Here is a 26,841-nt window from a genome sequence, read left to right on the forward strand (position 1 = left end):
GACCTGTAGGAAAGTGCGAATGATAAAAAAATTGATCAGCAGCTCTGCTGTTTTAGTCGGCAGCCTTATTCTATTAACAAGCTCAGCTCTTGCATCTCCTCAAACGGCCGTAACCGCGCAGCTGATAAAGTCAGAAACCGAAGGTACGGTACTCATCTGTCAGTATAGAACCATGAAGCAGGTACATTTCAAGGTGCTATTTGCTAATCAGAGCTGCCCGACGGCGATACAGGTTGCCCATTAATCTTTTATGCTTCCATCTATCAGGAACGGGAGTTACCACCGAACCTGAGCTAAGGGATTGCCGTCTTCGGCTATGATAGCCTTGACGATGTTATTCTCACCATCGAGCAGGATGAAGCGCGGCACCCCGGCATTGGCAAATTTGGCATAGATGCTTCGGTCACTATCGGCGACTAATGGGAAGTTGAGCTGATATTCGTCGGCAAACTTATCCAGAGACGCTTTACTCTCTTCGCGGCCGATCCCTATGATATCTATGTTGGGGTCTACAATAAGATCCGATGCCTGCAGTGCCTTAATTGCCCTTTGAGAGTCGGGACACCAGGTCGCAAACAGGACCAGTAACTTGGCATTGTGTGACTCGGTGAGATCTATGCTATTTCCCTGAGAATCGGTGAAATCTTTAACCGGAACGGGTTGTCCGGCGCTGACATAGGTGAGGTATTCAACTTTCTCCGTTTTAGAAACAGAGCTTGCACAGCCTGAAATTGTTAGGGCCATTGTGAACATAAATACTGCTGTCAGCTGCTTCATCGGATATCCATTCGTTTAAAAGTAGGTAATATTAATCGGTATAAGCTATCAAAATTCTACTTTCATGTATAAACAATTGTTCACGGTTGACAGATCTGTGAGGAAAAACTAAGGTGGAGACTCTACATTCCCTCTCTGTTTCTTAACTTGTTGATTAACAGTGAATATCAAGGAAAATAACGTGCTGTTAACACTCGTCAATACTTACTACTATCTATAGCCACAATGGCGTAGATAGAGGCAATTTTTAATCCCCCCCTCATTTTTAGATCACACCATTGTGGCAATTCCATCTACTGTTCGGAAGTTGGCCATAATACTGCGCCTGTTCCGTATGCAATCTCTCTATTTTGGAACACCATAAATGAATAAAAGTAAAATATTCGGCAGCATGCTCATCATTGCTGGCACGACCATAGGGGCAGGTATGTTAGCCTTGCCTCTTGCCTCCTCGGGACTGGGTTTCGGTATGGCTAGCGTCATCATGTTTCTCATCTGGTCGCTTATGAGCTATACCGCCTTATTGATGATCGAAGTGCACCAGTTTGCTCCCGCCGATGCGACTCTGCACACGCTGGCGTATAAGCTGCTAGGCCGAAAAGGGCAGCTTCTTGCCAGCTTCTCGATGATGTTTCTGTTTTATGCACTGTGTGCGGCCTATATCGCCGGTGGTGGAGAGCAGATCCACAGCAAGCTCACGAGTTGGTTTGAACTCGATATCCCGATGCAGCTGGGAGCGATACTCTTCACTGCGTTAATCGGCACTGTGGTGGCAATTGGTACCCGCTCGGTCGACATGATTAACCGTAGCTTATTTTCACTGAAGCTAATTGCCTTAGTCGCTATGCTGTTCCTGCTGTTGCCTAACGTGTCTGTCGATAACTTAGTGGCGTTGCCGGTACATCAGGGGCTGGTTTTTGCCTCGCTCCCGGTGATTTTTACCTCCTTTGGTTTCCATGGCTCTATCCCCTCTATCGTGCGCTACTTAGGAAAGGATACTAAGGCATTGAGGTGGATCATTGTGGTGGGATCGGCGTTGCCTCTGATGGTCTATCTCTTATGGATGCTGGCCAGTCAGGGAGTGCTGACGCAGTCTGAGCTGATGGGAAGTCAAAGTCTGAATGGATTCATAGGTTCACTGAGCCGTTTACTGCAGGACCCTATGATTGCGAATACGGTATCGATCTTTGCCGATCTCGCACTGGCGACCTCATTTCTTGGGGTGAGTTTGGGTCTGTATGATTTTATTTCAGATCTGTTGAAGCGAAGTGCAAAGCCTGGCCACAGAGTTCAGGTGGCTCTGGTGACGTTTATGCCGCCACTGGGGTTTGCGATGTTTTATCCACAAGGGTTCATTGCTGCCTTAGGCTATGCGGCATTTGCGTTAGTGGTACTGGCAATATTCCTGCCTGTGGCTATGGTAGCGACACAGCGTCGGCAGGTCGGGCTGGGAGGCTACCGGGTTAAAGGGGGAGCACCTGGACTCGCCTTGGTGACCTTGGCCGGTATTTTAATCATGGCGGTGCAAGTGTTGCAGATGTTCGATGCTCTGCCGGCAGTGGCTTGATGCTCTGCCTGTGGTGAGCCGGTTTACTGACAGCTTGATAAAGTTATGCTGTTTTGCAGGGATTATTGACTGAAAAATAGCTGATTGAGTACTTATTTACGTTAACGGACTGTTTTTTAGTCATTTGGTTCATATTGGGCTTTACATTGAACTCAAGTATCCCTATTATCAGCGGCGTTCGGAGGGATGGCAGAGTGGTCGAATGCACCGGTCTTGAAAACCGGCATGGGTTTGTAGCCCATCTAGGGTTCAAATCCCTATCCCTCCGCCACATTTAGATGAAGGGCTACTCGAAAGAGTAGCCCTTTTTCGTATGCACAAAACTAAAGAATTGGGTTTGTAGCGTAAACTCAATATAAAGGGTTCAAATCCCTATCCCTCCGCCATATTTAGATGAAGCCCCAAGCAGCAATGCTTGGGGCTTTTTCGTATGTTCAATTCAGAACCCTAGGGTTCCTATTGTTTGAAGTCAGCTATCTATCCCTCCGCCATATTCAGATGAAGGGCTACTCGAAAGAGTAGCCCTTTTTCGTTTCAGGATATGAGTTTGAACCTAGGGTTCCTCCCTGCTTGTGATAGTAGAGAGTAAAGCCAGCTATCCCAGCACCATTCAGATGAAGCCCCAAGCACTTCTTATAACAAAGAGTGCTTGGGGCTTTTTCGTATATTCAATAAGAACCCCAGGGGTTCTGCTTGCTTGTGATAGTAGATAACCCTCCGCCCCGGTTTCTCATAGAGAGCCAGATGAAGCCCTTTGCTATTTGAAGAGGATTATCTCTCTGCTCTGAGCCCAGCCTGCCTTCTATGCCGGGGTTCTAAAAACTCCAGCCGTAAGACAGGACAACATTTTCAGAACCCGGGTTTTGTCACTAAACCCTGCGTTGGAGATATGTCCGACTTCGAGGGTCATAAACTGCTCTTTAGCTAGCTCATAGTTCAATATTGCCCGGGAATAGAACTCCAGGTTATAGCCTAAGTTTTCAGTCTTATTGACATAGCCTGATGAAAAACCGATGCCGAATGAGAGCTGCGGTGTGATCTCGAAGTACTTGGCTGCACCTATGGCGAAGTAACTGTGACTCTGTTCTCCGAGCATGACAATGACCGTGGGCTTTATGCCATAGAGTTGGCTGAGTTCATGGTGTTCATAGTTCAGCACCAGGCTGTGTAATCTAGCTGCGTCCAGAACTCCCCAGGTCGATATCCCGGCGCTTAGAGAAGGTTTCTCTGTTGCGTTGACATTGAGTGAGGTGAATAGGATAAACGTGATTGCGAAGTGTATTGCGTTGCGTAACATAATGGCTGGTTTACCTGAAATATTGAACTGATCATGGGGGCCTCCACGGCTTTAACCTGAAAGTAGCGTGATTTTTTGCAGAGAGGATTAAGCTGAATCGCTAAACCAATCGAGTCTAACTTGTTGAGTTTCGAGTTGGTGCCTTGGAGTCAGGGCATTGTTAAGGGCAGCAATGATAGCAGGAGTTTCACCGGGGCAATATAAGCCCGGATGAAACTGTCAGTCTCAATTAATGCAACCAATTCCCCCCGAGAGGGGAGTCAATCGTTGGGGGGGGACTGGGTTTAAGTTAATGGCTTAATGGTTAACAGCCTCTTCTTTTCCAAAATGATGCAATCTTTTCAGCGTCATCATCCATTCGTATACTCTTACCTGTGTGCTGCAAATGCTCGTCGTCGAGATACACCTTGAAGGTCTTTTCGGCAATGATTTTCCCCTTCAGTTCTAACGTCATGCGCCACTTGCCGACCTTGTTATGTTCGGGGGCCCAGATGGTATCACCCAGATAAAATTTCCAGTCATTCTCTTTGACATAGACCTCACCATCGAAGGGGGGCCTGACGGCACCGTTTTCATCCGGGATATCGGGGTGATAGATGCAATATCTGAGTTTTTGATTCTTAGCCTTCTTGATCTGTGTGATAAAACCAAACTCTACATCTACTTCGGCGGGAACGTGGACGGTGGACTTGATTAATCTTGGCAGATTATCACTCTGCTCGTTCCACTTGGTGAAAATTCCGCTATGGATAATTTTAACGTCAGGTTTGAGTTTGGACATAGTAATACCAATCAGTAAAAGCAGCCTAAGGGGCGATAGCATGCTAGTGTAGCAAAGTGGCGGCAGAACTACTTGAGCTAATGCCGGTCGGCATAAGTACCAAAAATAAGTGAGAGAGATATGACAAAGAAAACCGTTAAATTTGAGTATGAGAAAGAGACTAAAAACAGCGTGCGATATCAGGAGCTCCCCGAGCCGGGTCAGGCGCCTGTTATGGGGACCATCTATGTGCAAAAGTGGTTTGCTGGCAACAGTAAGATTTTAGAGGTAACCATAGAGAAGAAAGATTAATAAGGATCTACCTACCCGTACCTGATTCCACTATTTTGGCCATCTACTCCTGAAGTATTGCGTTATCTCTGTCTTCAACTAATTTTTAAAGAACACTTGTTGATTGATATTGCTCTATAAAGGGATGGAATGAAGATGCCTAAAGTTGCCATAGTTCAAGAGTCCCCCATATTGTTGGATCGTGATGCCACCATAGCCAAAGCGGTGGCATTGATTGAGGATGCGGCATCGGCTGGCGCCGAATTAGTAGTATTTCCCGAGGCTTATATCGCCGGTTACCCAGCCTGGATATGGCGCCTGCGTCCCGGCGGTGATTGGGGGATCAGTGAGGCCCTGCATGCCCGGCTGTTAGACAGCGCCGTGGATATCGAAGCCGGGGAACTAACCCCGCTTTGCAATGCCGCGCAGACGAATAAGGTTACGGTTATCTGCGGCATGAACGAACGTGACGGGCTGCAGAGTAGGGCGACCCTCTATAATACCGTAGTGATTATCAATAATGACGGCAGGCTGCTTAATCGCCATAGAAAGCTGATGCCGACCAACCCTGAGCGCATGGTGTGGGGATTCGGAGATGGCTCCAGTCTGAAAGTGGTTGAAACGTCACTCGGCAGGGTTTCGACACTGCTTTGCTGGGAAAACTATATGCCTCTGGCCAGGTATGCCATCTATTCCCAGGGGGTTGAAGTTTATGTGGCGCCTACCTATGACAGTGGTGATGGCTGGATAGGAACCATGCAGCATATTGCGAGGGAGGGGCGCTGCTGGGTCGTATGTAGCGGGGTCGCGCTTGAGCATAGCGATCTGCCCGATGATTTTCCCGAAAAAGAGCGGCTATACCCGGATAGTGGTGAATGGATCAACCCCGGTGACTCGCTTGTGGTCGCTCCTGGCGGTGAAATTGTTGCTGGCCCGATGCGAAGAGAGAAGGGAATACTATACGCCGAAGTCGATGCAGGGGCGGTAGCTACAGCGAAGAGGGCGCTCGATGTGGCGGGGCACTACTCCAGACCCGATATCTTTACTCTGGAGGTGAATACTCAAGTTCAGCACTCAATTAGGTTGAAATGATATGTTCCGGACCTACAGGCTATGAGGAGGCGCAGCTATAACAACCCGCTCTGATAAGCCTTGCTGACCAGATTTGTCCGATTTTTGGCTGTTAAAATTGCTCGTGCTCTGTCCAGATGATAGTTGACTCCGCGCTCGCTCATATAGAGCTGCTTGCCAACCTCTTCACTCGAACAGCCCTGAGCCACTAACGAAAGTATCTCCACACAGGTCGGGGATAGGACTCTGAAATTTGAGATGGGGTTGATGGTCTTAAATGCCAGGGCGTTGAAGGTTTCGGCGAATTCCCTGAGAAGCGTCTCCAGTTCACCCGATGCCCATGACATGTTAGCGATAACCTCTTCACGCCCCTTGGATGAGAAGAGGTTGCAGAAGCCTATCCAGCCTTTTTTATCTTTTACCGGGTGATAGAAGCTGATTCGGGTGTTGATGTTATATAGATTTAGTAGTTGTTCGAAACTCTTTTTTCGCCGTTCCGGCATGCTGTTTTGCGGCCATACATAGGGGTTATGCCGTTTCCTGATTGCGGGGCCGGACAGTTGGTACCCCTCATCGTTTCTGGCAAAACGATGTAGGAACTCCTCCCTGAATTTCAATATTTCAGGATCTGAGGCGACGGCGAAACGCATCTTCTTCAGATCGATCATCTTGGCAACGTGTAACTCTTCCGGACTATCGCCGGTATGAACATTTGCCTGTTCATCGGGAACGATGCAAACATTGGATAACTCATCAGGAATGATGCAGTAGTAGAATCGATCAATGCCGAAGGGTTGTAGTTTCTCCAGGAAGTTCTCGATGATCCTGTCACAGACCAGATCACTTTGTTGTGCAGACATATCAACTCCTCTTTTATCGAGAGGAAGGGGTTACCTTCCTCTGGTTGAGATATAACTTACTGAGTGTCTTCCTGTTTTTCTACATGGCAAGTCAAGCAGCTTTCAGGTTCTTTAAAGTTGGTTTGCTCACTGTAGTAATCATCCTTGGTAGAGTAGGCATCACCGTGTTTCGCTAAGGTTTTCGCATGACAGAAACCACAGGTCAGTAACTCCCCGTGACTATCTGGCGCGCCGTTATTTCCATGACATTCCGCACACTCCCAAGGGGCCATATCCTGAGTCACATGGCTGTTGGCGGCATTGTGACAGGTTGTACAGTCCGGTATTTTCCAACCGAAGTGAGACGGTGTTAACGGTGCTCTCGCCTGGCTGATATCCTTGATCCTGGTAGGATCGATCTCCGGAGCCTCGGCATCACAACCGGAAGTCGACTCCTGATTACCGTAACCATTGCCGAAGGCGGCGCCGATATAGTTGATATATTCGGGGCCATAGATGATCATGGCATCACCGGTCAGGTGTGGGTCGTTACCGCCAAACGGCAGGCCAAACTTCATATAACCACGCCCCTTAGGGTTATGGTTTTCATACTGCTCACCTTCACCATAGTGACGGGCACGATATCCTAAAATTCCGGGGATCTTCCCATAACAGGCTTTGCGGTACTCATCGCCGCCCATGTCGGTTCTGGCGGAGCACATTACCCACTGGTAGAGACCGTTTTGGGCCCCTGAGTCCATGTAGTTTTCCCACTCACCCGTGTGGTGAACGAAGCCGCAAGAGCCGTTGTTAGTATATCGTTCGTTAACAATGTTGCCCACATCGTCACGGCCGTTAAAGCTGATCGCCGTCGCAACATAGCCCTGAACATTTGAATTGGTACTCAAACGTGGCCAGTAGGACCACTCTATCTTCAGATCGGGGCGCTGTTCCACCAGAGATAACCAGGCATCAAACTCTGTAATCACTCCCTCTTTGTAGATGTCAGTCCTGAGGTTATGTGGAGTCACCTCGATATTCTTAAACACCGCACGCTGATTCGGTACTAAAACCTCGCCGGTTTCGGTGGTTTTGGCAGGTTTAAAGTCGATGACGATCTCCGGAATGATCACCTTGCCGCCGTTTTCGGCCAAGCGGTCCATCTCTTTCCGGTATTTTTTCTTACGAATCTCCATCTCACCAGGCTGCGCGGCAACCAGAACGATACTCATCTCGTTCTTAAGTGGGTGGTGATCCATGCGGAAATAGATCTCCTCCTCCTTGTAGTAATAGTGATCGGTTTCGTAACTGCCCTCTTTCTTCGCTTCCCAAATGCTCGGGCCTACCAGGTATTTCCACCCTTGTCCCTCTGTCTTGCCCAGATTATCCTGATCCACCGCCTCCGGCAGGCCGGTGATCCCTTCGATCGAGGTGATGAAGTGGGTCTTCAGGCTCTCATCCTTTTCGTACTGAACGTCCAGGTTGTATTTTTTAGCAGCCCAAAGCAGAAGGTCCATCACAGAGCCATGACCATCCTGAAACAGATCAGGGCGAATAGAGTCAATCTTCACGCCGGACATGTTGATGGCAGTTGGTGGCAGAATGTAATCAACCTTGAGCCCCAGCTTAGCTGCGTCTGCAACCATCTTCGATTCGAGTACGCCCTCTATCTCATTGCCACTTGAGTAGCTCTTTGATTTGCTCGCCTTACCTGCCTCAGGCTCTTCGAGGGGACTGAAGCCCTTTACGATGGCAAATTGAATCACCTTGTTGAGTTTCTGTTCATCTTCAGATGGGCCGCCAAATACATAGTCAGGCTTTACGATAGGTGGCTCAGGTGGAATTGGAGGCTCTGGAGTGGGGGAGTCATCGCTGCCACAGCCACCGAGGGCAAAACTGAGTGCTAACACCGCTATAATCGAGTTGCGTTTCATCATCTATTCCTTGTTGTTCTAATAAGCCCGATAAGAATAGGAGGTGTATCTGGTCGTCATCACTAGTAGAAATGACAGTGTCGAAACTCGCTGTGATTGAGATCCCTTTAGTGGCGTTTTTTCATCTCTTTTTTGCCATATGTGTATGGCGAGTTTGTAGGGGGGAGATGAAAGCTTTGAACCGGAGTAGGAACTGGTTATTGGTAAATAAAAAGAGAATTGGGTACGGAGGGATGGCTGTAGCCGGCTTTAGTTATAAGGCTCTGTATAGCTTCAGCAACAGAGCCTTATCAGTTCAGTCGTAGCCTTTACTACTTATAGTACTTCACCGCCATATCGATTAACGGCTCGCGGCTGGCCTTAGCCGCGCGCAACCTGGCGAGATAATTCTCCCACAAGCTGACCTGGTTAGTGGCTAGATCGTGCAGTACCTTCCATGAGAACAATCCGGTGTCATGACCATCGTCGAAGGTAATTTTTACAGCATAGTTACCTACAGGCGTCAGTGACTTGATGTTGACATTTTTCTTGTGGGTGACCAATACCGGATTACCATGTCCATGAACTTCGGCTGAGGGGGAGTAGACACGCAGCATCTCACAACTGAGTTGGTAAGTTTCCCCTGTATCGAAGGTGATCTCGAGTTGACGAGACTTACGCTTAAGCTTGAGGGCGGTAACCATAGGTGATTCAGAGTTTGCAGTAGCTGTCATAGTAAGTCTGCCAAAATTGATATGGGTGATGCAGAGCTGCGAGCAGCGAGCTTGGCTCGTGACTCGCAGCTGTCTCTACGATTTCTTAATACTTGAAACCATTATTATAGGATAAAGCGGCTTAGATCTTCGTCCTGAACCAGGTTATCCAGATGCTTGCCGACATATTCGGCATCGATCACGAAAGTGCTGCCAGACTTGTCAGACGCATCATATGACAGCTCCTCCATCAGACGCTCCATCACTGTATGGAGGCGACGGGCACCGATATTTTCGGTACGCTCGTTTACCTGCCATGCGGCTTGGGCGATGCTTTCGATGCCATCTTCGGTGAACTCAATTTTCACATCTTCGGTACCCATCATAGCGACGTGTTGCTCTGTCAGTGAAGCATGGGGCTCGGTTAAGATGCGCTTGAAGTCATCGGCAGTCAGCGCACTGAGTTCAACACGGATAGGCAGACGACCCTGTAATTCAGGGATGAGATCTGATGGCTTAGACATCTGGAAAGCCCCTGAGGCGATAAACAAGATGTGGTCAGTTTTGACCATGCCATGCTTGGTATTGACCGTACAGCCTTCGACTAAAGGCAGTAGATCACGCTGTACGCCCTCGCGGGATACATCGGGACCGGAAGACTCACCACGCTTACAGATCTTATCGATCTCATCTAAGAAGACGATACCGTGCTGTTCAACCAGTTCGATAGCCTGCTCTTTCAGATCATCCTGATTGACCAGTTTAGCGGCTTCCTCTTCAATCATAAGCTTGTAAGCTTCTTTGATTGGCATCTTACGGCGCTTGCTGTCGCCGGGGCCCATGTTTTGGAACATGCTCTGAAGTTGATTGGTCATCTCCTCCATGCCCGGAGGTGACATGATCTCTATGCCGACCTGAGGTGCCGCGATATCGATCTCAATCTCTTTATCGTCGAGCTGACCTTCACGAAGTTTTTTGCGGAAGATCTGGCGAGTCGATGAATCATCGGGCTTTTCGTTGTCCCAGTCCTCTTTAGGCTTAGGCAGAAGAGCATCGAGAATGCGCTCTTCAGCGGCTTCTTCGGCTCTGAATTTACACTTCTTCATCTGCTCTTCACGGGTCATCTTAATCGCAGAGTCGGTTAGATCGCGAATGATCTGTTCAACCTCTTTGCCCACATAGCCCACTTCGGTGAACTTAGTGGCTTCGACCTTGATAAACGGTGCCTTTGCCAGCTTAGCCAGGCGGCGGGCTATCTCCGTCTTACCTACACCTGTGGGGCCTATCATTAAGATATTCTTTGGGGTCACTTCCTGACGAAACTCGGCATCGAGCTGCATACGACGCCAGCGGTTACGCAGGGCGATAGCGACAGAACGTTTAGCATCATGTTGGCCGATAATGTGAGTGTCCAGCTCATGAACGATCTCACGTGGGGTCATTTCAGACATATTCTTTCCTCATGCATTAGCATCAGTATTGAAGGGGCGCCGCTGCCTGGAGTTCAAGTCAGGCGGCACTCGATCAGTAATTTAATTCTTCGATAGTTTTGAACTGGTTGGTGAACACGCAGATATCACCGGCAATAGTTAGTGACTTTTCAGCAATCTCTAACGCGCTCAGTTCAGTATTTTCGAGCAGGGCCGTGGCCGCCGCTTGGGCAAAGTTGCCCCCGGATCCGATGGCGATAAGTTCATTTTCCGGCTGTACGACATCTCCGTTACCGGTAATGATTAACGAACAGGTGTCGTCGGCAACGGCAAGTAGTGCTTCAAGCTTGCGCAGCACCTTGTCGCTACGCCAGTCTTTAGCCATCTCTACGGCGGCCTTCATCAGGTGTCCCTGATGCATCTCTAATTTTGCTTCGAATCGTTCGAATAGGGTAAAAGCATCGGCTGTGCCGCCTGCAAAACCAGCCAGAACCTTATTGTGATATAGGCGGCGAACTTTCCTGGCATTACCTTTCATCACTGTGTTACCCAGTGATACTTGGCCATCTCCAGCGATAACGACTTGGTTATTACGGCGAACTGATACGATTGTGGTCACGATGTTTCCTCTTCTCAAACTGCCGAGTCGATGCTCGTCAGTGGGTGATAGAAGATATATGGGGAGTCGTTAGTTAAATATCAAGGAGCAAGAGTGTAAAAGAGGGAAAACAACGTGTTTTTTTGTAGGCGGCTTATATGAGTAGAAAGTTACCTCAGGGAAGCGTAGCGTCAGTCAGGGCTTATACCCCTTCGTCGGCTACGCATTACAGCTACAGTGTTCTATATGACCCCAGAGAGTCAAAGTTACAGGGCCGCTTGGGCTTACCCCTCCCAATAGAGGATGATACAGCCATTGATACCGGCACCCTGTAAGATGTGACGGTGTTTTTCAGCCAGACGCTTACGATCGTAGGGGCCTAAGCTGACTTTATACCAGTCGCCCGTTGTGCCTTTTACCTTACGCACATTGGCGGATAACCCCTGAAAGGCGATAACGGCCTTCATCTCTTCCGCCTGGGATTGAGTTCTGAAAGAGCCGCACTGCATCTGATAAGGTCGGGTCGGTGCGGTTTTTTCAGGTATATCGACTTCGACTTTCTTATTTTCCAGCTCCTGCTGATAGGTCCACTCCTCTTTAGGCTTAGGAGGAAGAGCGTTAGGATCCTTTTTTACTACAGGCTTCTTTGGCTGCTCAACCACGACGGGGCTGACAGTTTCAGCGCTGTCATTGATGCTCCACAGGAAGTAACCAAACCCACCGAGCAGGCCGACAGTAATCAGCAGCAAGAGAACCGGAAAACGTCTGGGTGCAGGCGCTTTCTTGTTTCTTCGTGCTGTTTTACCTTTAGCTCTGGCCGGCTTTCTATTGGCGTAGTCGCGATTTGTCATTGAGTTGTAATACCGTTTTCTCTGATCTGTTTTTTAGCTTCAATGCCGGGATTCTGGTATGGCGTTCCCGGCACAGATTAGGCGATAAAAGTTAGATTACATGCGCTCCAGCGTTTCGATACCAAGCAGATCTAAGCCCTGCTTGAGTGTCTTCGCCGTAAGCTGAGACAGGAGTAAGCGGCTCTTCTTTTGCTCTTCTGATTCGGCCGCTAGTACAGGACAAGCCTCATAGAAGCTGGAGAATGCGCCAGCTAATTCAAACAGGTAGCCACATAGTGCGTGGGGCTGACCTTTAGCGATCATGCGAGAGAGGACTTCACCGAACTGAGCCAGCTTGTTGCCCAGCTCCTTCTCTTTATCGTGATCCAGCTGCATCGTTGCATCGCTGAGGTCGATGTCTGTGGCACGCTTGAAGATGCCAGCGACACGTGTGTAAGCATACAACAGGTATGGTGCCGTGTTGCCCTCGAAGCTCAGCATCTGCTCGAAGCTGAAGATGTAATCGCTGGCGCGGTTCTTAGACAGGTCGGCGTATTTAACCGAGCTGATACCCACCACTTTGGCGATCCTTTCCAGCTCCTCCTGATCCATATCCGGGTTCTTGCTACGTACCAGCTCGAGTGCACGGGTTTCGGCTTCGGTCAGCAGGTCGACTAACTTAACCACGCCACCGGAACGGGTTTTAAACGGACGGCCATCATCGCCGTTCATGGTGCCGAAGCCCATATGTTCCAGGCTCATATCCGGATTAATAAACTCGGCGGTTCGTGCAAGCTTAAATACCTGTTGGAAGTGAAGTGCCTGACGAAGATCGACAAAATAGAGTGCACGATCGGCTTTCAGCACATTTGAGCGATAACGCATCGCAGCAAGATCACTGGTGGCGTATAGGTAGCCACCGTCTGCTTTTTGGATGATGACGGGCAGAGGCTCACCATCTTTGGTTTTGAACTCATCCTGGAATACGACCTTGGCACCGTCACTCTCAGATAACAGGCCTTTGGCATCGAGGTCGTTAACGACTTGCTCAAGATCGTCGTTATAGGTACTTTCACCACGAACATCTTTACGTGTCAGGCTAACCCCTAAGCGCTCATAGACTTCATGGCAGTGGCTGAGTGAAATATCGTTGAATTCACGCCAGAGCTTGTTGCAGTACTCATCACCCGATTGTAGTGATACAACCAGCTTACGGGCGCGGGTAGCGAACTCTTCAGACTCATCGAAGCGAACTTTCGCCGCACGGTAGAAGGTTTCAAGATCAGATAGCTCCATCTGTGCCTGCTCACCATTTTGAGCGCGAAGCTCCTCCATGTAGGCCAGCAACATACCAAATTGAGTACCCCAGTCGCCCACGTGATTTTGGCGAATAACCTTGTGCCCCTGAAATTCGAGCGCACGTACCACACTGTCACCGATAATCGTTGAGCGCAGGTGGCCCACGTGCATCTCTTTGGCTAGGTTTGGTGAAGAGTAGTCGACAACTACGGTTTGTGGTTCTGGTAGCTGAACACCTAAACGGTCATCGTTCAATGCAGTCATTAACTGGGTCGTAAGGGCGTTTTCATCGATGAAAAAGTTAATAAAGCCGGGGCCGGCGATCTCAACTTTTGCCACCTGACTGTCTTGTGGCAGGGCATCGATGAGCTGCTGTGCGATCTCTCTCGGATTCTTACGGGCAACTTTAGTAAGCATCATCGCCAGGTTAGTTGCGAAATCACCGTGAGTCTTATCTTTAGTTCGGTCCACCTGAACGCGAGCTTCAAAATCAGTTGGGATAACACCCTGTTGTTTAAGGGCGTCTAGGGCTTGTATGAGTAAAGATTGAATATGTGATTTCATTGGCGTTAATTGGCACTTACTAATGATAAAAAGATTTAGGGATAACCGCACATTTTAGCCGCTAGTGGTGGTCAATTGCCATCCTCGAAATCACTTTTATGGCTTTTTTTTCCTAAAAGTGACAGATTCCCCCTCAACAGTTAAATAAAAAGCCTGGTTCGGAGTCGGTCAGAGCAGATCTTGCGGATCTCTGTCCAGACTCCAGCGGCAACGTTTGGCCAGTGGCAGAGCCTCTATCTGTGGCAAGGCGTGCTCGAAAGCGTGTTGTAGCTGATTGCGCGACTTGGTCTGGAAAATGAGGTGCCTGCGGTATTTTCCCGCTTTCTTATCCATAGGTGCAGGCATTGGACCAATCACTTCGCTCTCTTCGCCTTGTGGTAACAGCTCGGCTATCTGAGATAAAAAGTTATCGGCATCTATGGCTTGATGTGCTTCGGCGCGGATAAGCAGCATATGCCAGACCGGTGGCAGCAAGGCTTGTCTGCGCTCATCGAGCTGACCACGGGCAAACTCACCATAGCCTTTATGCATCAACTCACGTAAAACGGGGTTATCGGCTTGGTGAGTCTGCATCAGCACGGTCCCCGGTTTTCTGGCTCTTCCTGCCCGTCCCGATACCTGAGTATAGAGTTGGCCGAAGCGCTCCGGCGCCCTGAAATCGGCACTGAAAAGAGCTCCGTCGACATCTAATAGTCCTACCAGAGTAACATCGGGGAAATGGTGTCCCTTAGCCAGCATCTGTGTGCCGACGAGTATCTTATATTCGCCCTTATGGATGGCATTGAGATGTGTTTCCAGGGAGCCTTTTCTGCTGGTAGTATCGCGATCGATTCGAACCACAGGATATTTCGGGAACTCCTTTTCCAACACGCTTGCCAGCTGCTCTGTGCCCACTCCCTGCCCCATCAACATGGTGCTGCCACAGTTATGACACTGTCTTGGAATGGCATATTGGTTTCCGCAGTGATGACAACGGATCTCTCCCAGTGATTGATGCACGGTGAAGAAGGCGTCACAACGGTCGCACTCATGCAGGTGGCCACACTCGTGGCACAGCAGCGCCGGAGCGAAGCCCCGTCGGTTAAGAAATAACAGCACCTGGTTACCTGCATCGAGGTGGATACGCATCTCGTTGAGCAGCGCATGGGAAAGGCCGCTGTTGAGGGGCTGATTGCTGATATCAATTATCCCCTGACGTACTTTCTCAGCATTACCCGCTCTCTGGCCCAGTTGCAGATGTTTGTAACGGCCGCTGAGTGCATTTTGCAGGCTTTCGAGGGAGGGGGTTGCCGTTCCCAGCAGTACCGGAATATCTTCGAGGTGCCCACGCATCACCGCCAGATCCCGGGCATGATAGCCGACCCCCTCCTGCTGTTTAAAGCTGGAGTCATGCTCCTCGTCAAGGATGATGACTCCGGGGAAGGCCATCGGGGTAAACAGCGCCGAGCGTGTACCTATGATGATCGCCGCCTCTCCGGATTTCGCCTGCTGCCAGGCCGTCAGCCTCTGGTTGTCGGTTAAGCCTGAATGAATAACGGCAACCTGTACCTTGAAGCGGCTCTTGAAGCGGCTGATCGTTTGTGGTGTTAAACCTATCTCCGGAACCAAGATCAGCGCCTGCTTGCCGCGCTCGAGCACCGACTCAAGCAGGGCCAGGTAGACCTCGGTTTTCCCCGAGCCTGTTATACCTTCGAGTAGGGTACAGTGGTAGCTCGTTTGTTGGTTGAGTGTAGCGACGGCAATGGCCTGCTCAGGATTGAGTGTCAAAGGGGCTTCGCCTAGCTCGAGTCGCTTCCGCCAGGAGAGATCGATAGTGTTGATTCTCTCATCCCGGCCTATCCACTGTTTCTCTTCTAGCGCTTTCAGTGCCGACTTACTCAGGGCTAAGCTGTTAATCTCATCTTGAGTCAGCTCACCCTTAAGCAGTAGCTCCATCACTTTCTTCTGTGCGGGCGCTCGCTTCAAGGTGTCGAGTGACGCAGATTTACCGGACTGGGTCAGGTGCCAGAATGTAGTGGTTTCAGATGAAAGCTCTGCCCCCTTACGCAGGGCTACCGGAATAGCCTGGGACAACATCTGCCCTAAGCTGCAGAAGTAATACCTTGCGGCCCAAGCGGTTAGTTTATAAAGTGAATCAGGTAACAGAGGTTCGTCATCTAACAGAGATATAATAGATTTTATCTGCTGAGGTGCTAAGTTACAGGTATCGGAAATTCCCGTGACTAAACCGATTAATTGTTGGCGGCCGAAGGGGACTTTTACTCTCATCCCTTTTTGGGGAGGGAATGAAATTGAATCCGGTACTTTATAACTGAAGGCTTGCCGCATAGGCACAGGCAAGGCAACCTCGACAAACAAGGGCATAGGGAGACAAGATTTATCAATGGATAGTTGCAAGTGTACCCAGCCTGCCGGTCAAGGGCTAGCCTTATCTAAAAACGGAGAGATCTAATGACACGAATAATTCAAATAAGCTTGTTTTCATTTCTCTTGCTCTGTGCTCAGTTGTTGGGGAGTAGCCATGCTTACGCCCAAATTACCCATGTCAGTATTAATCAGCAGATGTTTGGCTTAGGTGATTACCCTAAGTTAAGGGTCAATATCGTCTCCGGATATGAAAATTTCGATAAGATGCAGTTTATTGTCCGCCAGAGTAGTGGCGATGAGCGTTTGATGGTTAAGCCTATCAATAACTTTATGTTGCTTCTGACCGGCGTCGACGATGTGCTCGATCCTTCGGCGAGATTAATCGTGAAAGAGTATCGGATCAATCAGTGGCAGCTGGTCAAAACTATCGCGCTGTTCAGTGATGAGCAGATTGCAAAGGGGTTTAGGGTTAAACCAGAGGCGAAGCGGCAACAGATTCAGCCCAAAACCGAGCTTAAAACAGAGCTGGCCGTTAGCGCTATTAAGAAACCGGCAAAGCCGGCTTCTGCCGCGTTACTGGCTGCAAAGACAGGTCAAGGGGCAACATCTGTCTCTCTTACCGAGGACGACTGCGTGCTCGACTACGACGGTAAGCAGACCCTGTGGCGAATAGGTAGCCAATATAGCAAGGAGTGGGAAGTTGGAACCTATGGCGCCATTCTTGCGATTTTCGAGGCTAATCCAAAGGCGTTTAATAAAGGTGAGATCGGTGGCCTGAGAGCCGATAGCGTATTGCTGTGCCCATCTCTGTCGTTGAGAGAAAAATACCGGGACAGCGTGGCGGCAAAAAGGATCTATGAGCAGTTATAGGCCGCATACACTCTTTTAGGCAGATAGTTTTACAGGGGGAAGCGGTTATCGAGATTAAGTTTTATTCTAAGGTTCTTTCAGGCTGAGGATTTGAGTTGTTTTTTCTCTTGTATCTGGCTCTCGCATCCTGTATTATCTCGCGCCTAAATATTTTATTAACTTCATGTGGTGTCCGACTTCGGGTTGGAAGAGCGACATGGCCTTCAATTAGAGGTAATCCCAATGAAACCAGGCGTTCATCCTGAATACGCAGAAATCACTGCAACTTGTACTTGTGGTAACGTAATTAAAGTAAACTCAACTGCAGGTAAAGATCTGCACTTGGACGTATGTGGTGCATGTCACCCATTCTACACTGGTACACAGAAAGTTGTTGATACCGGCGGACGTATCGACAAGTTCAACAAGCGCTTCGGTGCACTTGGTAAGAAATAACTTTTACTTTAAAAGTATTTCTACAATGAATATTGAAAAGGCGCCTTTATGGCGCCTTTTTGTTATGCTCGTTTTAAAGTTTATCCAAAGTAGATGCTTAGGCTCTGATATCAGTTGCACTAAATATCCGATCTGAAGAAAGGGAGGTCACATGAATACAGTTCAATTGCTCTCTTCTCTAAAATCACTGCTCGGTGTGTTCTTTCTGCTCCTCCCACTAAGCTTCTCATCTACGACTCAAGCAGCACAGACAGAGAAACCTCTGCGAGAGTTCAAAGTGCAAAATAACGGGAGCGCCCCCGCCCTGTGTGCCCCCACGCATTTTGATGAAGAGGTTGAACTTCAATATGTTAATGATGGCGATACGATAACCTTGAAAGATGGACGTCTGGTGCGTCTGATTGGTATCGACTCTCCGGAGATCGACTTTCAATACCCGGAGCTGTCACAGGCATATGCTGAAGAGGCGCGGCACTTTTTACGGCAATACCTCAAACCCGGTCAGCTCCTGAACCTCTCATTCGATAAGAGGAGACTGGACCCCTATGGCCGCACTCTGGCCTATGTTTATACTCGAAATGGAGAGCACCTACAGGAGGTTTTGTTGAGGCAGGGCTTCGCCAAGACTCGGGTGTACCAAAATGACTATTTTTGGCAATGTCTTAACCGGGTCGAGTTAATTGCCCGGGATAAAAAGTTGGGTCTATGGTCCCATCCGGATTATCGCGCCAGGACGGTTGAGGAGTTAGTACGTGAAGATCGTAACCGCTGGAGAGAGGTAAAGGGAGTTGTTACCGGTTATGAAAGAAAAGGCCAATATTTGTGGCTGATTTTGGATGAAAAGCTCTATGTCGGCATACCTAGAGCCGAATCTGGTAAATTTAGCAATATTTTAAACCTGGACTTGCTTGAAACCCCAGTAATTGTCCGTGGTTCGTTGTATTATTCCTACAAAAAATGGCAGTTGATCAGCAGCCATCCTTCACAGATAAGTTTACAAAATAGACCTTAGAGCAATAATCTCTAACTTCTTCTGAATTTTCCTAATCTTATGTTTAAAAAGTGTGTCATTTCGAGTATCTTAGCCCAACCAATCCCCTTCATCTTTTAATGCCCAAAGAGTCGGGAGATTGCAGACCTCTATGAAAAGTTAACTTGTCGCATTTTCAGGATTATAAAAAATGTCAGATCTTCGTCAACAAGCCCTCGATTATCATGAATTCCCAGTAGCAGGTAAAACCGCTGTTTGCCTGACAAAGCCAGCAGAAACGAGCATGGACCTGGCCCTTGCATATAGCCCAGGTGTCGCAGAGCCTGTTCGTGAAATCGCTGCAAATCCTGATGATGCTTATCGTTATACGGCGAAGGGAAATACGGTAGCCGTTATCTCAAATGGTACTGCAATTTTGGGGCTTGGTAACCTGGGACCATTAGCCTCTAAACCAGTTATGGAAGGCAAGGCATTACTCTTCAAGCACTTTGCTAACATTGATGCGACAGATATCGAAGTTAAACACCGCACCGCAGAGGAGTTTATCAATACGGTAGAGGCTATCGCCGATACGTTCGGTGGTATTAACCTGGAAGACATCAAAGCCCCTGAGTGCTTCGAAATTGAGAAGGCACTTATCGAACGTTGCAGTGTGCCGGTATTCCATGATGACCAGCACGGTACGGCTATTGTTACCGCAGCAGGTATGATCAATGCGCTTGAGATCCAGGGTAAAGAGATAGATAAGGCTATCTTTGTCTGTATGGGAGCCGGTGCCGCCGCGATCGCCTGTATGACAATGCTGGTTAAGTGTGGTGTGCAGCGTGAAAATGTCTACATGTTGGATCGTAAAGGCGTGATCCATACCCGTCGTGAAGATATCAACGAGTATAAGGCCCTGTTTGCCAACAATACCGATAAGCGCACTCTGCAGGAAGTGATTAAAGGCGCTGATGCTTTCTTAGGCCTGTCCGGACCGGATGTACTCACAGCCGAAGATGTTGCCTTGATGGCGGATAAGCCGGTTATTTTTGCCTGTTCAAATCCGGATCCTGAGATCAGACCTGAGATCGCTCACGATGCACGTAAAGATCTGATCATGGGAACGGGTCGCAGTGACTATCCTAATCAGGTAAATAACGTACTCTGTTTCCCGTTCATCTTCCGTGGTGCGCTGGATGTTCGTGCTTCGAAAATCAATGATGAGATGAAGATTGCAGCTGTAAATGCTATTGCGGCGCTCGCTAAAGAGGAGGTGCCCGCCTCAGTATTAGCGGCTTACCCGGATGTCAGCGAGTTGGCCTTCGGTCCTGATTATGTGATCCCTAAGCCGATGGACCCGCGTTTGCTATCTAATGTGGCTAAGGCTGTTGCTCAGGCGGCGATCGATTCGGGTGTGGCGGCAATCGATTCACTGCCCGACAACTACATGCTTTAATTTTACGCTTTGAGACCACAAGGGGCCTTTATGGCCCCTTTTGTTTTGTTGCCAAGATGTAAGTGGCTGATAATAAATCCGATTTTTGTGTTTTACCACTATTCTTCCCTGAACTTGTCCAGAGTCGTGTTCTACTTGATACACAATTATCGTTGTGAAGAGTGGAATTTGTTTGTATTGTGGGATTTTAGCTGTTAACTAAAACTTAACACTTAGGCCTTATACCAATCGGTATAAAGGTGTGGTCACTCAGCGAGAGTTGAGCACTTTCTTATACAGATTGGTATTTGACCGCTGAATCCAGATTTCTGAAATTAATAATAATAAATTCTGCGGGAAAGCGGATAATGAAATTAACACGACTTTTAACGAGAAGACTCACCGGCTTTTGGTTACTTTCACTCGCCGCCGTTGCCTTTCTGTTTCTGCTCACCGCCCTGGTGAGTTTTGCTCAACTGACCTATAAGTTCCAGCAGCAAAAAGTCTCAGAGCTGGAGTCCATGCTGGTTCATCACTATGAACATGATAGTGACAGCGAGCTATCCTCATGGCTTCCTTCAATTCTATCTGCCTATAACGCATCCGGGTTTGAACTGCGTGAGAGTGGCAGACTCGTCTACAATTTTCAAACGGACGATATTCAAAAGGGCCATGTGACCTATGAGAGCGTACTGATTAAGGAGCCTCAGTTGAAGCTGGTTATGACCCTTCCTCAGCCTTTTACTATGTACGATCTGAGTTGGTTTGAACTGCTTATTCTCTTCAGTGGGGTAGTCGCCGTTGCTGTGTTCGTGCGCTTTGGTCACAGGTGGCTTTCGACACAACTCGTGGGGATCGAAGATCTGGCGGCCCGAAGTAAGCTTATTTTGAACAATGAGTATGAGCAGGCTTTAGCCGAGAAGGGGCATGGTCAGCCAAGGATGATCAACCGTGCTCTGACCCATATGCTGCTTGAATTAGATGATGCCCAGAAGCAGAGGGCGAGATTCGACCAATTCATCCGCTCAAATACATTTCTCGATCCGGAAACCGGCATCGGCAATCGCTTATTTTTGAAGAACCGTTTAGACGCATTGAGCAACGATCGCGGCATGATGGCTCCCGGGGTGATGTTTCTGCTGGAGATGGAAGATCTCGACCTGTTACAGCAGGAGTTAGCCGACGAGTCGGTCGATGCCCTGCTGCTGCAGACCATCAATGATATTAATCAGATATTAGATACTCAGGCAAACAGTATCTTCGCTCGTCGTTCATACAATCAATTTGCTATCGTTGTCCCGCAGATATCTTTAAAAGATGCCGAAAAGTTAGCCGCAAAATTACTTAAGGTCTGCTTGAGCCAGGAGCTGCCGGATACGCAGAACAGTGATGATTTTTACCATATCGGTGTTGCTTACTTTAAGGTGGGTGAGAGTAAGGAGCAGCTGCTCGATGAGTCAGAGCGGGCGTTAAGGGCCGCTCAGTTTCAGGGGAGCAGTGGCTGGTTTATGTATGATAAGGGGGCTGTGGACGAAGAGTTCGCTAAAGGCTCGGTTCGCTGGCGTAGTTTTTTGGAGTATGCCCTGGTTAACCGGCGATTGGTGATCTTCTCACAGCCTGTGGTCGATAGTGACATGGAGACCCACCATTTCGAAATTTCGAGTCGGATACGTGATAATCAAAATAACCTGATAAGAGCAACGCTCTATATTCCTATGGCTATCAAGTGTGGACTCACCCCTCAGTTTGAGAGGCAGGTGATTGAAAACGTCCTGTTTGACCTTCTCAGTGATCGCAATGATACGACCACAAAGTATAGCGTTAACCTGAGCCTGGACACCCTATTGAGCCGAGCCTTTATCCGTTGGCTGAAAACCACCTTGCTCGAATACCGTCATCTGACCTCCAGACTGATATTCGAAGTTAATGAGGATATCGTCGTTCACCATAGGGAGCAGTTAGAAGATCGACTGGATATGATCAGAAAGATGGGGGCAAGCCTCTGTGTCGACCGGGTAGGGCAAGAGGTTGTGAGCACACAATATATCAAGGAGTGTCACTTCGATCTGATTAAGCTCCATCGCTCTATCGTTCGGCAGATCCATCTGAGACAGGAGAACCAGCTGTTTGTCCGTAGTCTTATCGGTGGGCTATATCGCAGTGATGTGCAGGTTTTTGCCGATGGTGTTGAGTCTTTCGAGGAGTGGCAAACCCTGAAAATCTTAGGTGTCAGTGCGGGGCAGGGAAGTATCTTCAGTGATCCTGTCGAAGAGGTGTAAGGCTTCTTCTCTCAAATACTGCATTATTTATGCGTTAACCGGATCGCTTTTTTGGTGCTGTTTTCGTTACTTTCAGGTTTATTGTATGTACATGGCTTGTAAGCTTGGGATAACAAGCCTACCTTAAATCTATGTCGCAGTTAATCTGCCTGTGTTTTTTCTATAAAATTATAAGATTAGTCGTTACAATGAGCGTAAGAAAATTGACGCTCGCCTGGTATGTTCTATACAAGGGGGGTTACTTGTGTAGGTAATTCGTTGCAGTTGTTCTGGTGCGATAGCTACCTGAAACACATTAGCTATACGGGTAAAGGGATAATAGGCATTCTTTGATGGGAACGAGTCTTTTTAATAGGTTGGCCTTCTGGCAGAGATCTAATTCAAAAATCAAACTAGGCGTCTACGTCTGCCCTGATAAGCTTGTGGTTTATCAGGCTGGTGATGATAACGTTACTCCTCAAGAACCAGAAAACAGCTGTGAATTTGCATTCGATGGCGTCGATTGGGGGAGAGCTTTTGCACTGATAGCAAAACAGTTTGAACCGGCTCAGATTCAGGTGACCCTATCCTCCTCCTTCTATCAGCTGTTGTTAGTCGATAAGCCCAACGTTGAAGCCGAAGAGATGATGCAGGCGCTTCAGTGGTCAATCAAAGATATGGTCACCCAGGCTGTTGCCGATATTCATTTTGACTACTTTGAGCCGCCGTTATCGGGAAGTGCCAAGTTGAATGTAGTCGTTGTGGAGAAGGCCGGTTTAGCGGCCTTAGTGTTAGCGGCGAAAGAGCATGATATGGAGGTCATTGGTATTAATATCGAAGAGATGGCAGTGACCAACCTCTTTATTGACGATCCACAGGCGAGGCTGGTACTGAGCCATCTTCCGGGACAGGAACTTCTGCTGACTGTTGTCAGACAGGGTGAACTATACATGCAGCGCCGGGTGAGAGGGTTTAATCAGCTTGATACCGTGAGTGCAGAGGAGCTGGCATTTGGGCTGGCCGATAACTTAAGCTTGGAGCTGCAACGTTCCATGGACTATTTTGAGAGCCAGTTGCGTCAGGCTCCGGTGGCATCGATTGAGTTGTTGATCAATGGTCAGTTGGAGAAACTCGCCGAATTGGTTAGTGCTAACTTCAATCAAAAGGTGAACACGATTGAGACTAGCTCTGCCGAGAAAAAGATGGCGGCGTTGGCTCTGTGCGAGCTTAACCGGGATAGCTCGTCTCAAAGAGGTATCGACTCATGACAATGAAGACCAGGGTTAACCTCTATTCGGATTCACTGTTTCCGCCTGAGCTCAGGCTATCATTTAAGAACCTTAGCAGGTTGCTGCTGCTTATCATTGCGCTGTTTACCATTGCATCCGGGGTGAGCTACACCCTGGTGAACGGCCTGGAAAGTGATAAGGCACAGCTGAATTCACAAAAGCACTCTTTAGATAACCAAAAGCAGGAGCTTGAAGCTGCATTGGCCAGTCGGGCACCGGACGCTTCACTTGTCGATAAGGTAGATCTTCTCTCGCAGCAGGTGGAACTGAAGCGCATGCTATTGGGAGAGCTCAGTCAGAGAGAGGAGCTGACCAGCCATGGTTATTCGCCGCTGATGAAAGATCTGGCTCGGGTCTCAAATAGTAATATTTGGCTTAGCCGAATTCAGGTCGATGAGAACAACTTTATTTTTGAAGGCTTTAGCTCAGCACCTCACAGCGTGCCGCTTTGGGTGGAGCGCCTGAAATTAACAGACACCCTCAAGGGGCATGCATTTGCTTCTATGACGATGAATCGTGGTGACAATCAGCCACTGGCATTTACCTTGACCAGCAAAGCGGGTGAGAGTGTGGAGAGTAGTCAATGAAGCAGAGATGGCAGGAACTGGGTGAGCGCTTTAATCTGCTGACTCAGCGGGAACGAGTCATGGTTGCAACCGCGGCAGTTGTCGTTATCGGCATGCTCTGCTATCTGCCGCTCGAGTCGTTGCTGTTAAAATACAGCTCTCTGTCTAAACAGATAAGTGTACTTAATGCGGAAAACAAGATCTCGCTGCAGCAGATCGAGCTTTACCAGCAACGTCTGGCTCAAGATCCCAACGATGAATACAATAACCGTCTTCAGGTTTTGCAGCAGCAGAGTACGGATCTCGATGAGCAGCTTTCGTTTCAGATGGTCGATATGATCCCGGCGGATCATATGCCAACGCTATTGAGTGAGTTGCTGGGCAAGGTTACAGGAATAAAGCTGCAGGAGTTTCAGTCTATTGCACCAACGCCATTACTGGCCCTGGAAGATGATAAGAAAACCAATCTATACAGTCATGGTATCCGTCTTACATTGCAGGGGGATTACTTCTCCCTGTTAAAATTTATCGAAGCTGTTGAAGATATGCCTAATAAGCTTTATTGGAAACGAATGGACTACAAGGTGGGGCAATATCCCACGGCCGATGTCGTCCTGGAGCTTTATACCTTAAGCATTAATAAGGATTTTATCAGTGTTGCAAATTAAGGCGAGTTCACACTTTTCAGTACTCAAGTCACTGCTGGTGTCACTGCTGGTCTTACTGACGAGCACTGTCCATGCTGAAACATTACGTGATCCGACGCGCCCCGGAAGAGGGGCTGCCATCGTCGACGCCGGTTCATCCGGGACCGGCAGTGCTTTGGTGCTCAATAGCATAGTCAAGGCCGAGTCGGCCTCCCATGCCGTGATCAATAATAAGATCTTTGTTGTTGGTGATCGGGTTCAGGGGGTGAAAATAGTTAGAATAGACACAGGTTCGGTGTCATTGGCCGACGGACGTAAATTGAAGATGTACCAAGCAATAACAGAGACAAAGGGAAATAAATTCAAATGAGAGCGATTCAAATAATTACGCCTCTGATAGCGCTTTTTTTGGTAGCCTGTCAAACCACCGACAGACCACATCCTGTGGAGTCCAAAGATGCTTTGTCTGATTCGCTGCAAACTGAGCAGAGTAGAGCCACGACTCCGCCGCCGGCCGTTATGCCGGATGCCATTCAAAAAGAGTTAGCGTCTCAAGAGCTGCTTAGTGGGATCTCTCCGGTATTGAGAACCGAGCGCCGCTTCGATGTATCGGCCAACGATGTCGATGCAAAAGTCTTTTTCCCAAGCCTGGTGCAGGGTTCGCCTCTGAGTGTGGCCGTACATCCGGCCGTCTCCGGGACCATCTCACTCTCACTCAAGGGAGTGACGCTCAGTGAGGCGCTTCGGGTCGTAGAGGATATCTATGGTTATGAAGTCAGCCGTGAAGGCCGGATCTTACGGGTTTTTCCATCGGGTATGCGCACCGAGACTTTTCCGCTGAACTACCTGTATATGGAGCGTCAGGGGCTGTCATTGACCTCAGTTAATTCGGGTCGTATCTCAGATAATAACAACTCAAATTCCAACAATAATAACAATAACAACAATAACAATAACTCTTCGAATAATGACTCCAATTCGAACGGTAACAACAGTAACGATACGACCAACGGCACCTTTATCCGCTCTAAGACAAAGACCGACTTCTGGGGAGAGTTAGAGAAGACGCTGATCTCCATCATAGGCAGCACAGGTGAAGGGCGTCAGGTAGTTGTGACTCCACAAGCCGGCTTAGTGACCGTTCGCGCTTACCCCAATGAACTAAGGCAGGTGCGTACCTTCCTGCAAACCGCCGAAACACACCTGCAACGTCAGGTGATCCTGGAAGCCAAAATATTGGAGGTGACCCTGTCAGATGGTTATCAGCAGGGGATCCACTGGGATAACGTTCTCGGTCATGTGGGTAATACCGATATAACCTTCGGCACCAGCAAGAATACCGAAGGAGTGGGTGATGCGATCAGCAATGCCATCGGTGGTGTGACATCGTTAAACATCAAGGGCTCTAACTTCAGCACCATGATAAACCTGCTCGATACCCAAGGTGATGTCGATGTGCTTTCAAGCCCAAGGGTAACTGCGTCTAACAACCAAAAAGCGGTGATTAAAGTCGGTAAAGATGAGTATTTCGTCACCGATGTGTCATCGACAACAGTTGCCGGTACCACTCCTGTCACGACACCCGAGGTCGAGCTTACCCCATTCTTCTCTGGTATCGCATTAGATGTCACCCCACAGATCGATGGTGAGGGTAGTATCCTGTTGCATATCCACCCATCGGTAATCGACATTAAGGAGCAGACTAAGGTCGTTAAGGTCTCGGAAAACTCGCTGGAGCTGCCGCTGGCTCAGAGTGATATCCGGGAATCAGACACAGTGATCAAGGCCAAAACCGGTGATGTGGTGGTGATAGGCGGTCTGATGAAGAGTGAGAATATCGAGGTAGAATCTAAGGTGCCACTGCTTGGCGATATTCCACTGGTTGGCGAGCTGTTTTCCAACAAGTCAAAGTCACTCAAGAAGACGGAGTTGGTTATCCTGCTTAAGCCGACCGTTGTCGGTGCAGATACCTGGAGAAAAGAGTTACAAAGATCCAAGGCATTGTTGGATCGTTGGTATCCGGAAGAAGATGAAAGCGGGCAAGGGCAGTAA

25 protein-coding genes and 1 tRNA gene are annotated in these 26,841 nt (G+C 48.6%); 15 read left to right on the top strand and 11 right to left on the bottom strand.

Annotation, left to right across the window (positions count from 1 at the left end; translation table 11 throughout):
- Positions 1-19: 19 nt before the first annotated feature.
- Positions 20-244 (top strand): hypothetical protein, encoded by a 225-nt coding sequence (locus tag Q1B47_RS06040; RefSeq protein WP_299790193.1) that lies wholly within the window; start codon positions 20-22, stop codon positions 242-244.
- Between the two features lie 32 nt (positions 245-276).
- Here the strand turns inward: Q1B47_RS06040 and Q1B47_RS06045 are convergent, their stop codons facing one another.
- On the bottom strand, positions 277-777 hold the full coding sequence (locus Q1B47_RS06045) for a TlpA disulfide reductase family protein (RefSeq protein ID WP_299790196.1): 501 nt from the start codon (positions 775-777) through the stop codon (positions 277-279).
- Positions 778-1,141: 364 nt separating this feature from the next.
- Between Q1B47_RS06045 and Q1B47_RS06050 the strand changes: the two genes are divergently transcribed.
- Both Q1B47_RS06050 and Q1B47_RS06055 read left to right on the top strand, forming a co-directional pair.
- Complete coding sequence (locus tag Q1B47_RS06050; RefSeq protein ID WP_299790199.1) at positions 1,142-2,344, top strand: aromatic amino acid transport family protein; 1,203 nt, start codon at positions 1,142-1,144, stop codon at positions 2,342-2,344.
- Between the two features lie 180 nt (positions 2,345-2,524).
- Positions 2,525-2,615: transfer RNA gene (locus Q1B47_RS06055), tRNA-Ser, on the top strand.
- Between the two features lie 531 nt (positions 2,616-3,146).
- Here Q1B47_RS06055 and Q1B47_RS06060 read toward each other — a convergent pair.
- Positions 3,147-3,641 carry an acyloxyacyl hydrolase gene (locus tag Q1B47_RS06060; RefSeq protein ID WP_299790203.1) on the bottom strand — a complete coding sequence of 165 codons (495 nt, stop codon included), beginning with the start codon at positions 3,639-3,641 and terminating at the stop codon, positions 3,147-3,149.
- A 304-nt stretch (positions 3,642-3,945) separates the two neighbouring features.
- On the bottom strand, positions 3,946-4,422 hold the full coding sequence (locus Q1B47_RS06065; protein ID WP_299790206.1) for a DUF3859 domain-containing protein: 477 nt from the start codon (positions 4,420-4,422) through the stop codon (positions 3,946-3,948).
- A 120-nt stretch (positions 4,423-4,542) separates the two neighbouring features.
- On the opposite strand from Q1B47_RS06065, the gene Q1B47_RS06070 reads away from it, so the two are divergent.
- Both Q1B47_RS06070 and Q1B47_RS06075 read left to right on the top strand, forming a co-directional pair.
- Complete coding sequence (locus tag Q1B47_RS06070; protein WP_299790208.1) at positions 4,543-4,713, top strand: hypothetical protein; 171 nt, start codon at positions 4,543-4,545, stop codon at positions 4,711-4,713.
- A gap of 129 nt (positions 4,714-4,842) precedes the next feature.
- Entirely contained in the window at positions 4,843-5,784 is a 942-nt protein-coding gene (locus Q1B47_RS06075; protein ID WP_366873181.1) for a carbon-nitrogen hydrolase family protein, read from the top strand.
- Between the two features lie 35 nt (positions 5,785-5,819).
- On the opposite strand, the gene Q1B47_RS06080 is transcribed toward Q1B47_RS06075, so the two are convergent.
- The 8 genes from Q1B47_RS06080 to priA form a co-directional block, all read right to left on the bottom strand.
- Positions 5,820-6,623, bottom strand: a complete 804-nt coding sequence (locus tag Q1B47_RS06080; RefSeq protein WP_299790210.1) for a helix-turn-helix transcriptional regulator — start codon at positions 6,621-6,623, stop codon at positions 5,820-5,822.
- A 56-nt stretch (positions 6,624-6,679) separates the two neighbouring features.
- Positions 6,680-8,536 carry a cytochrome c3 family protein gene (locus tag Q1B47_RS06085; RefSeq protein ID WP_299790212.1) on the bottom strand — a complete coding sequence of 619 codons (1,857 nt, stop codon included), beginning with the start codon at positions 8,534-8,536 and terminating at the stop codon, positions 6,680-6,682.
- 311 nt (positions 8,537-8,847) lie between these two features.
- Entirely contained in the window at positions 8,848-9,249 is a 402-nt protein-coding gene (locus Q1B47_RS06090) for a DUF971 domain-containing protein (RefSeq protein ID WP_299790214.1), read from the bottom strand.
- A 104-nt stretch (positions 9,250-9,353) separates the two neighbouring features.
- A complete protein-coding gene (gene hslU / locus Q1B47_RS06095; protein WP_299790217.1) occupies positions 9,354-10,679 on the bottom strand; it encodes an ATP-dependent protease ATPase subunit HslU in 1,326 nt (441 codons plus the stop codon).
- A gap of 73 nt (positions 10,680-10,752) precedes the next feature.
- Complete coding sequence (hslV, locus tag Q1B47_RS06100) at positions 10,753-11,277, bottom strand: ATP-dependent protease subunit HslV (RefSeq protein ID WP_299790220.1); 525 nt, start codon at positions 11,275-11,277, stop codon at positions 10,753-10,755.
- A 263-nt stretch (positions 11,278-11,540) separates the two neighbouring features.
- On the bottom strand, positions 11,541-12,107 hold the full coding sequence (locus tag Q1B47_RS06105) for an SPOR domain-containing protein (RefSeq protein ID WP_299790223.1): 567 nt from the start codon (positions 12,105-12,107) through the stop codon (positions 11,541-11,543).
- 96 nt (positions 12,108-12,203) lie between these two features.
- Positions 12,204-13,949, bottom strand: a complete 1,746-nt coding sequence (gene argS / locus Q1B47_RS06110; protein WP_299790226.1) for an arginine--tRNA ligase — start codon at positions 13,947-13,949, stop codon at positions 12,204-12,206.
- A 168-nt stretch (positions 13,950-14,117) separates the two neighbouring features.
- A complete protein-coding gene (gene priA, locus Q1B47_RS06115) occupies positions 14,118-16,313 on the bottom strand; it encodes a primosomal protein N' (RefSeq protein WP_299790975.1) in 2,196 nt (731 codons plus the stop codon).
- An 87-nt stretch (positions 16,314-16,400) separates the two neighbouring features.
- Between priA and Q1B47_RS06120 the strand changes: the two genes are divergently transcribed.
- The 10 genes from Q1B47_RS06120 to mshL all read left to right on the top strand — a co-directional run bounded on the left by Q1B47_RS06120 (position 16,401) and on the right by mshL (position 26,841).
- A complete protein-coding gene (locus Q1B47_RS06120) occupies positions 16,401-17,186 on the top strand; it encodes a hypothetical protein (protein WP_299790229.1) in 786 nt (261 codons plus the stop codon).
- A gap of 222 nt (positions 17,187-17,408) precedes the next feature.
- Complete coding sequence (gene rpmE, locus Q1B47_RS06125) at positions 17,409-17,621, top strand: 50S ribosomal protein L31 (RefSeq protein WP_299790232.1); 213 nt, start codon at positions 17,409-17,411, stop codon at positions 17,619-17,621.
- A 151-nt stretch (positions 17,622-17,772) separates the two neighbouring features.
- A complete protein-coding gene (locus tag Q1B47_RS06130) occupies positions 17,773-18,633 on the top strand; it encodes a thermonuclease family protein (protein ID WP_299790235.1) in 861 nt (286 codons plus the stop codon).
- Positions 18,634-18,802: 169 nt separating this feature from the next.
- A complete protein-coding gene (locus Q1B47_RS06135) occupies positions 18,803-20,050 on the top strand; it encodes a malic enzyme-like NAD(P)-binding protein (RefSeq protein WP_299790237.1) in 1,248 nt (415 codons plus the stop codon).
- Between the two features lie 347 nt (positions 20,051-20,397).
- Positions 20,398-22,308, top strand: coding sequence for an RNase E specificity factor CsrD (gene csrD / locus Q1B47_RS06140; protein ID WP_299790239.1), 1,911 nt, complete (start codon positions 20,398-20,400; stop codon positions 22,306-22,308).
- A 332-nt stretch (positions 22,309-22,640) separates the two neighbouring features.
- On the top strand, positions 22,641-23,555 hold the full coding sequence (locus tag Q1B47_RS06145; RefSeq protein WP_299790241.1) for an MSHA biogenesis protein MshI: 915 nt from the start codon (positions 22,641-22,643) through the stop codon (positions 23,553-23,555).
- Positions 23,552-24,163, top strand: coding sequence for a PilN domain-containing protein (locus tag Q1B47_RS06150; RefSeq protein WP_299790243.1), 612 nt, complete (start codon positions 23,552-23,554; stop codon positions 24,161-24,163). The genes Q1B47_RS06145 and Q1B47_RS06150 overlap by 4 nt, the downstream gene beginning before the upstream one ends.
- Positions 24,160-24,810: a type 4a pilus biogenesis protein PilO gene (gene pilO, locus Q1B47_RS06155; RefSeq protein ID WP_299790245.1), complete on the top strand. Its 651-nt coding sequence runs from the start codon at positions 24,160-24,162 to the stop codon at positions 24,808-24,810. The genes Q1B47_RS06150 and pilO overlap by 4 nt, the downstream gene beginning before the upstream one ends.
- Positions 24,797-25,159 (top strand): MSHA biogenesis protein MshK, encoded by a 363-nt coding sequence (locus Q1B47_RS06160; protein ID WP_299790247.1) that lies wholly within the window; start codon positions 24,797-24,799, stop codon positions 25,157-25,159. The genes pilO and Q1B47_RS06160 overlap by 14 nt, the downstream gene beginning before the upstream one ends.
- A complete protein-coding gene (mshL, locus tag Q1B47_RS06165) occupies positions 25,156-26,841 on the top strand; it encodes a pilus (MSHA type) biogenesis protein MshL (RefSeq protein ID WP_299790249.1) in 1,686 nt (561 codons plus the stop codon). The genes Q1B47_RS06160 and mshL overlap by 4 nt, the downstream gene beginning before the upstream one ends.

It is taken from the genome of uncultured Shewanella sp. (assembly GCF_947501225.1).
Classification (GTDB): domain Bacteria; phylum Pseudomonadota; class Gammaproteobacteria; order Enterobacterales; family Shewanellaceae; genus Shewanella.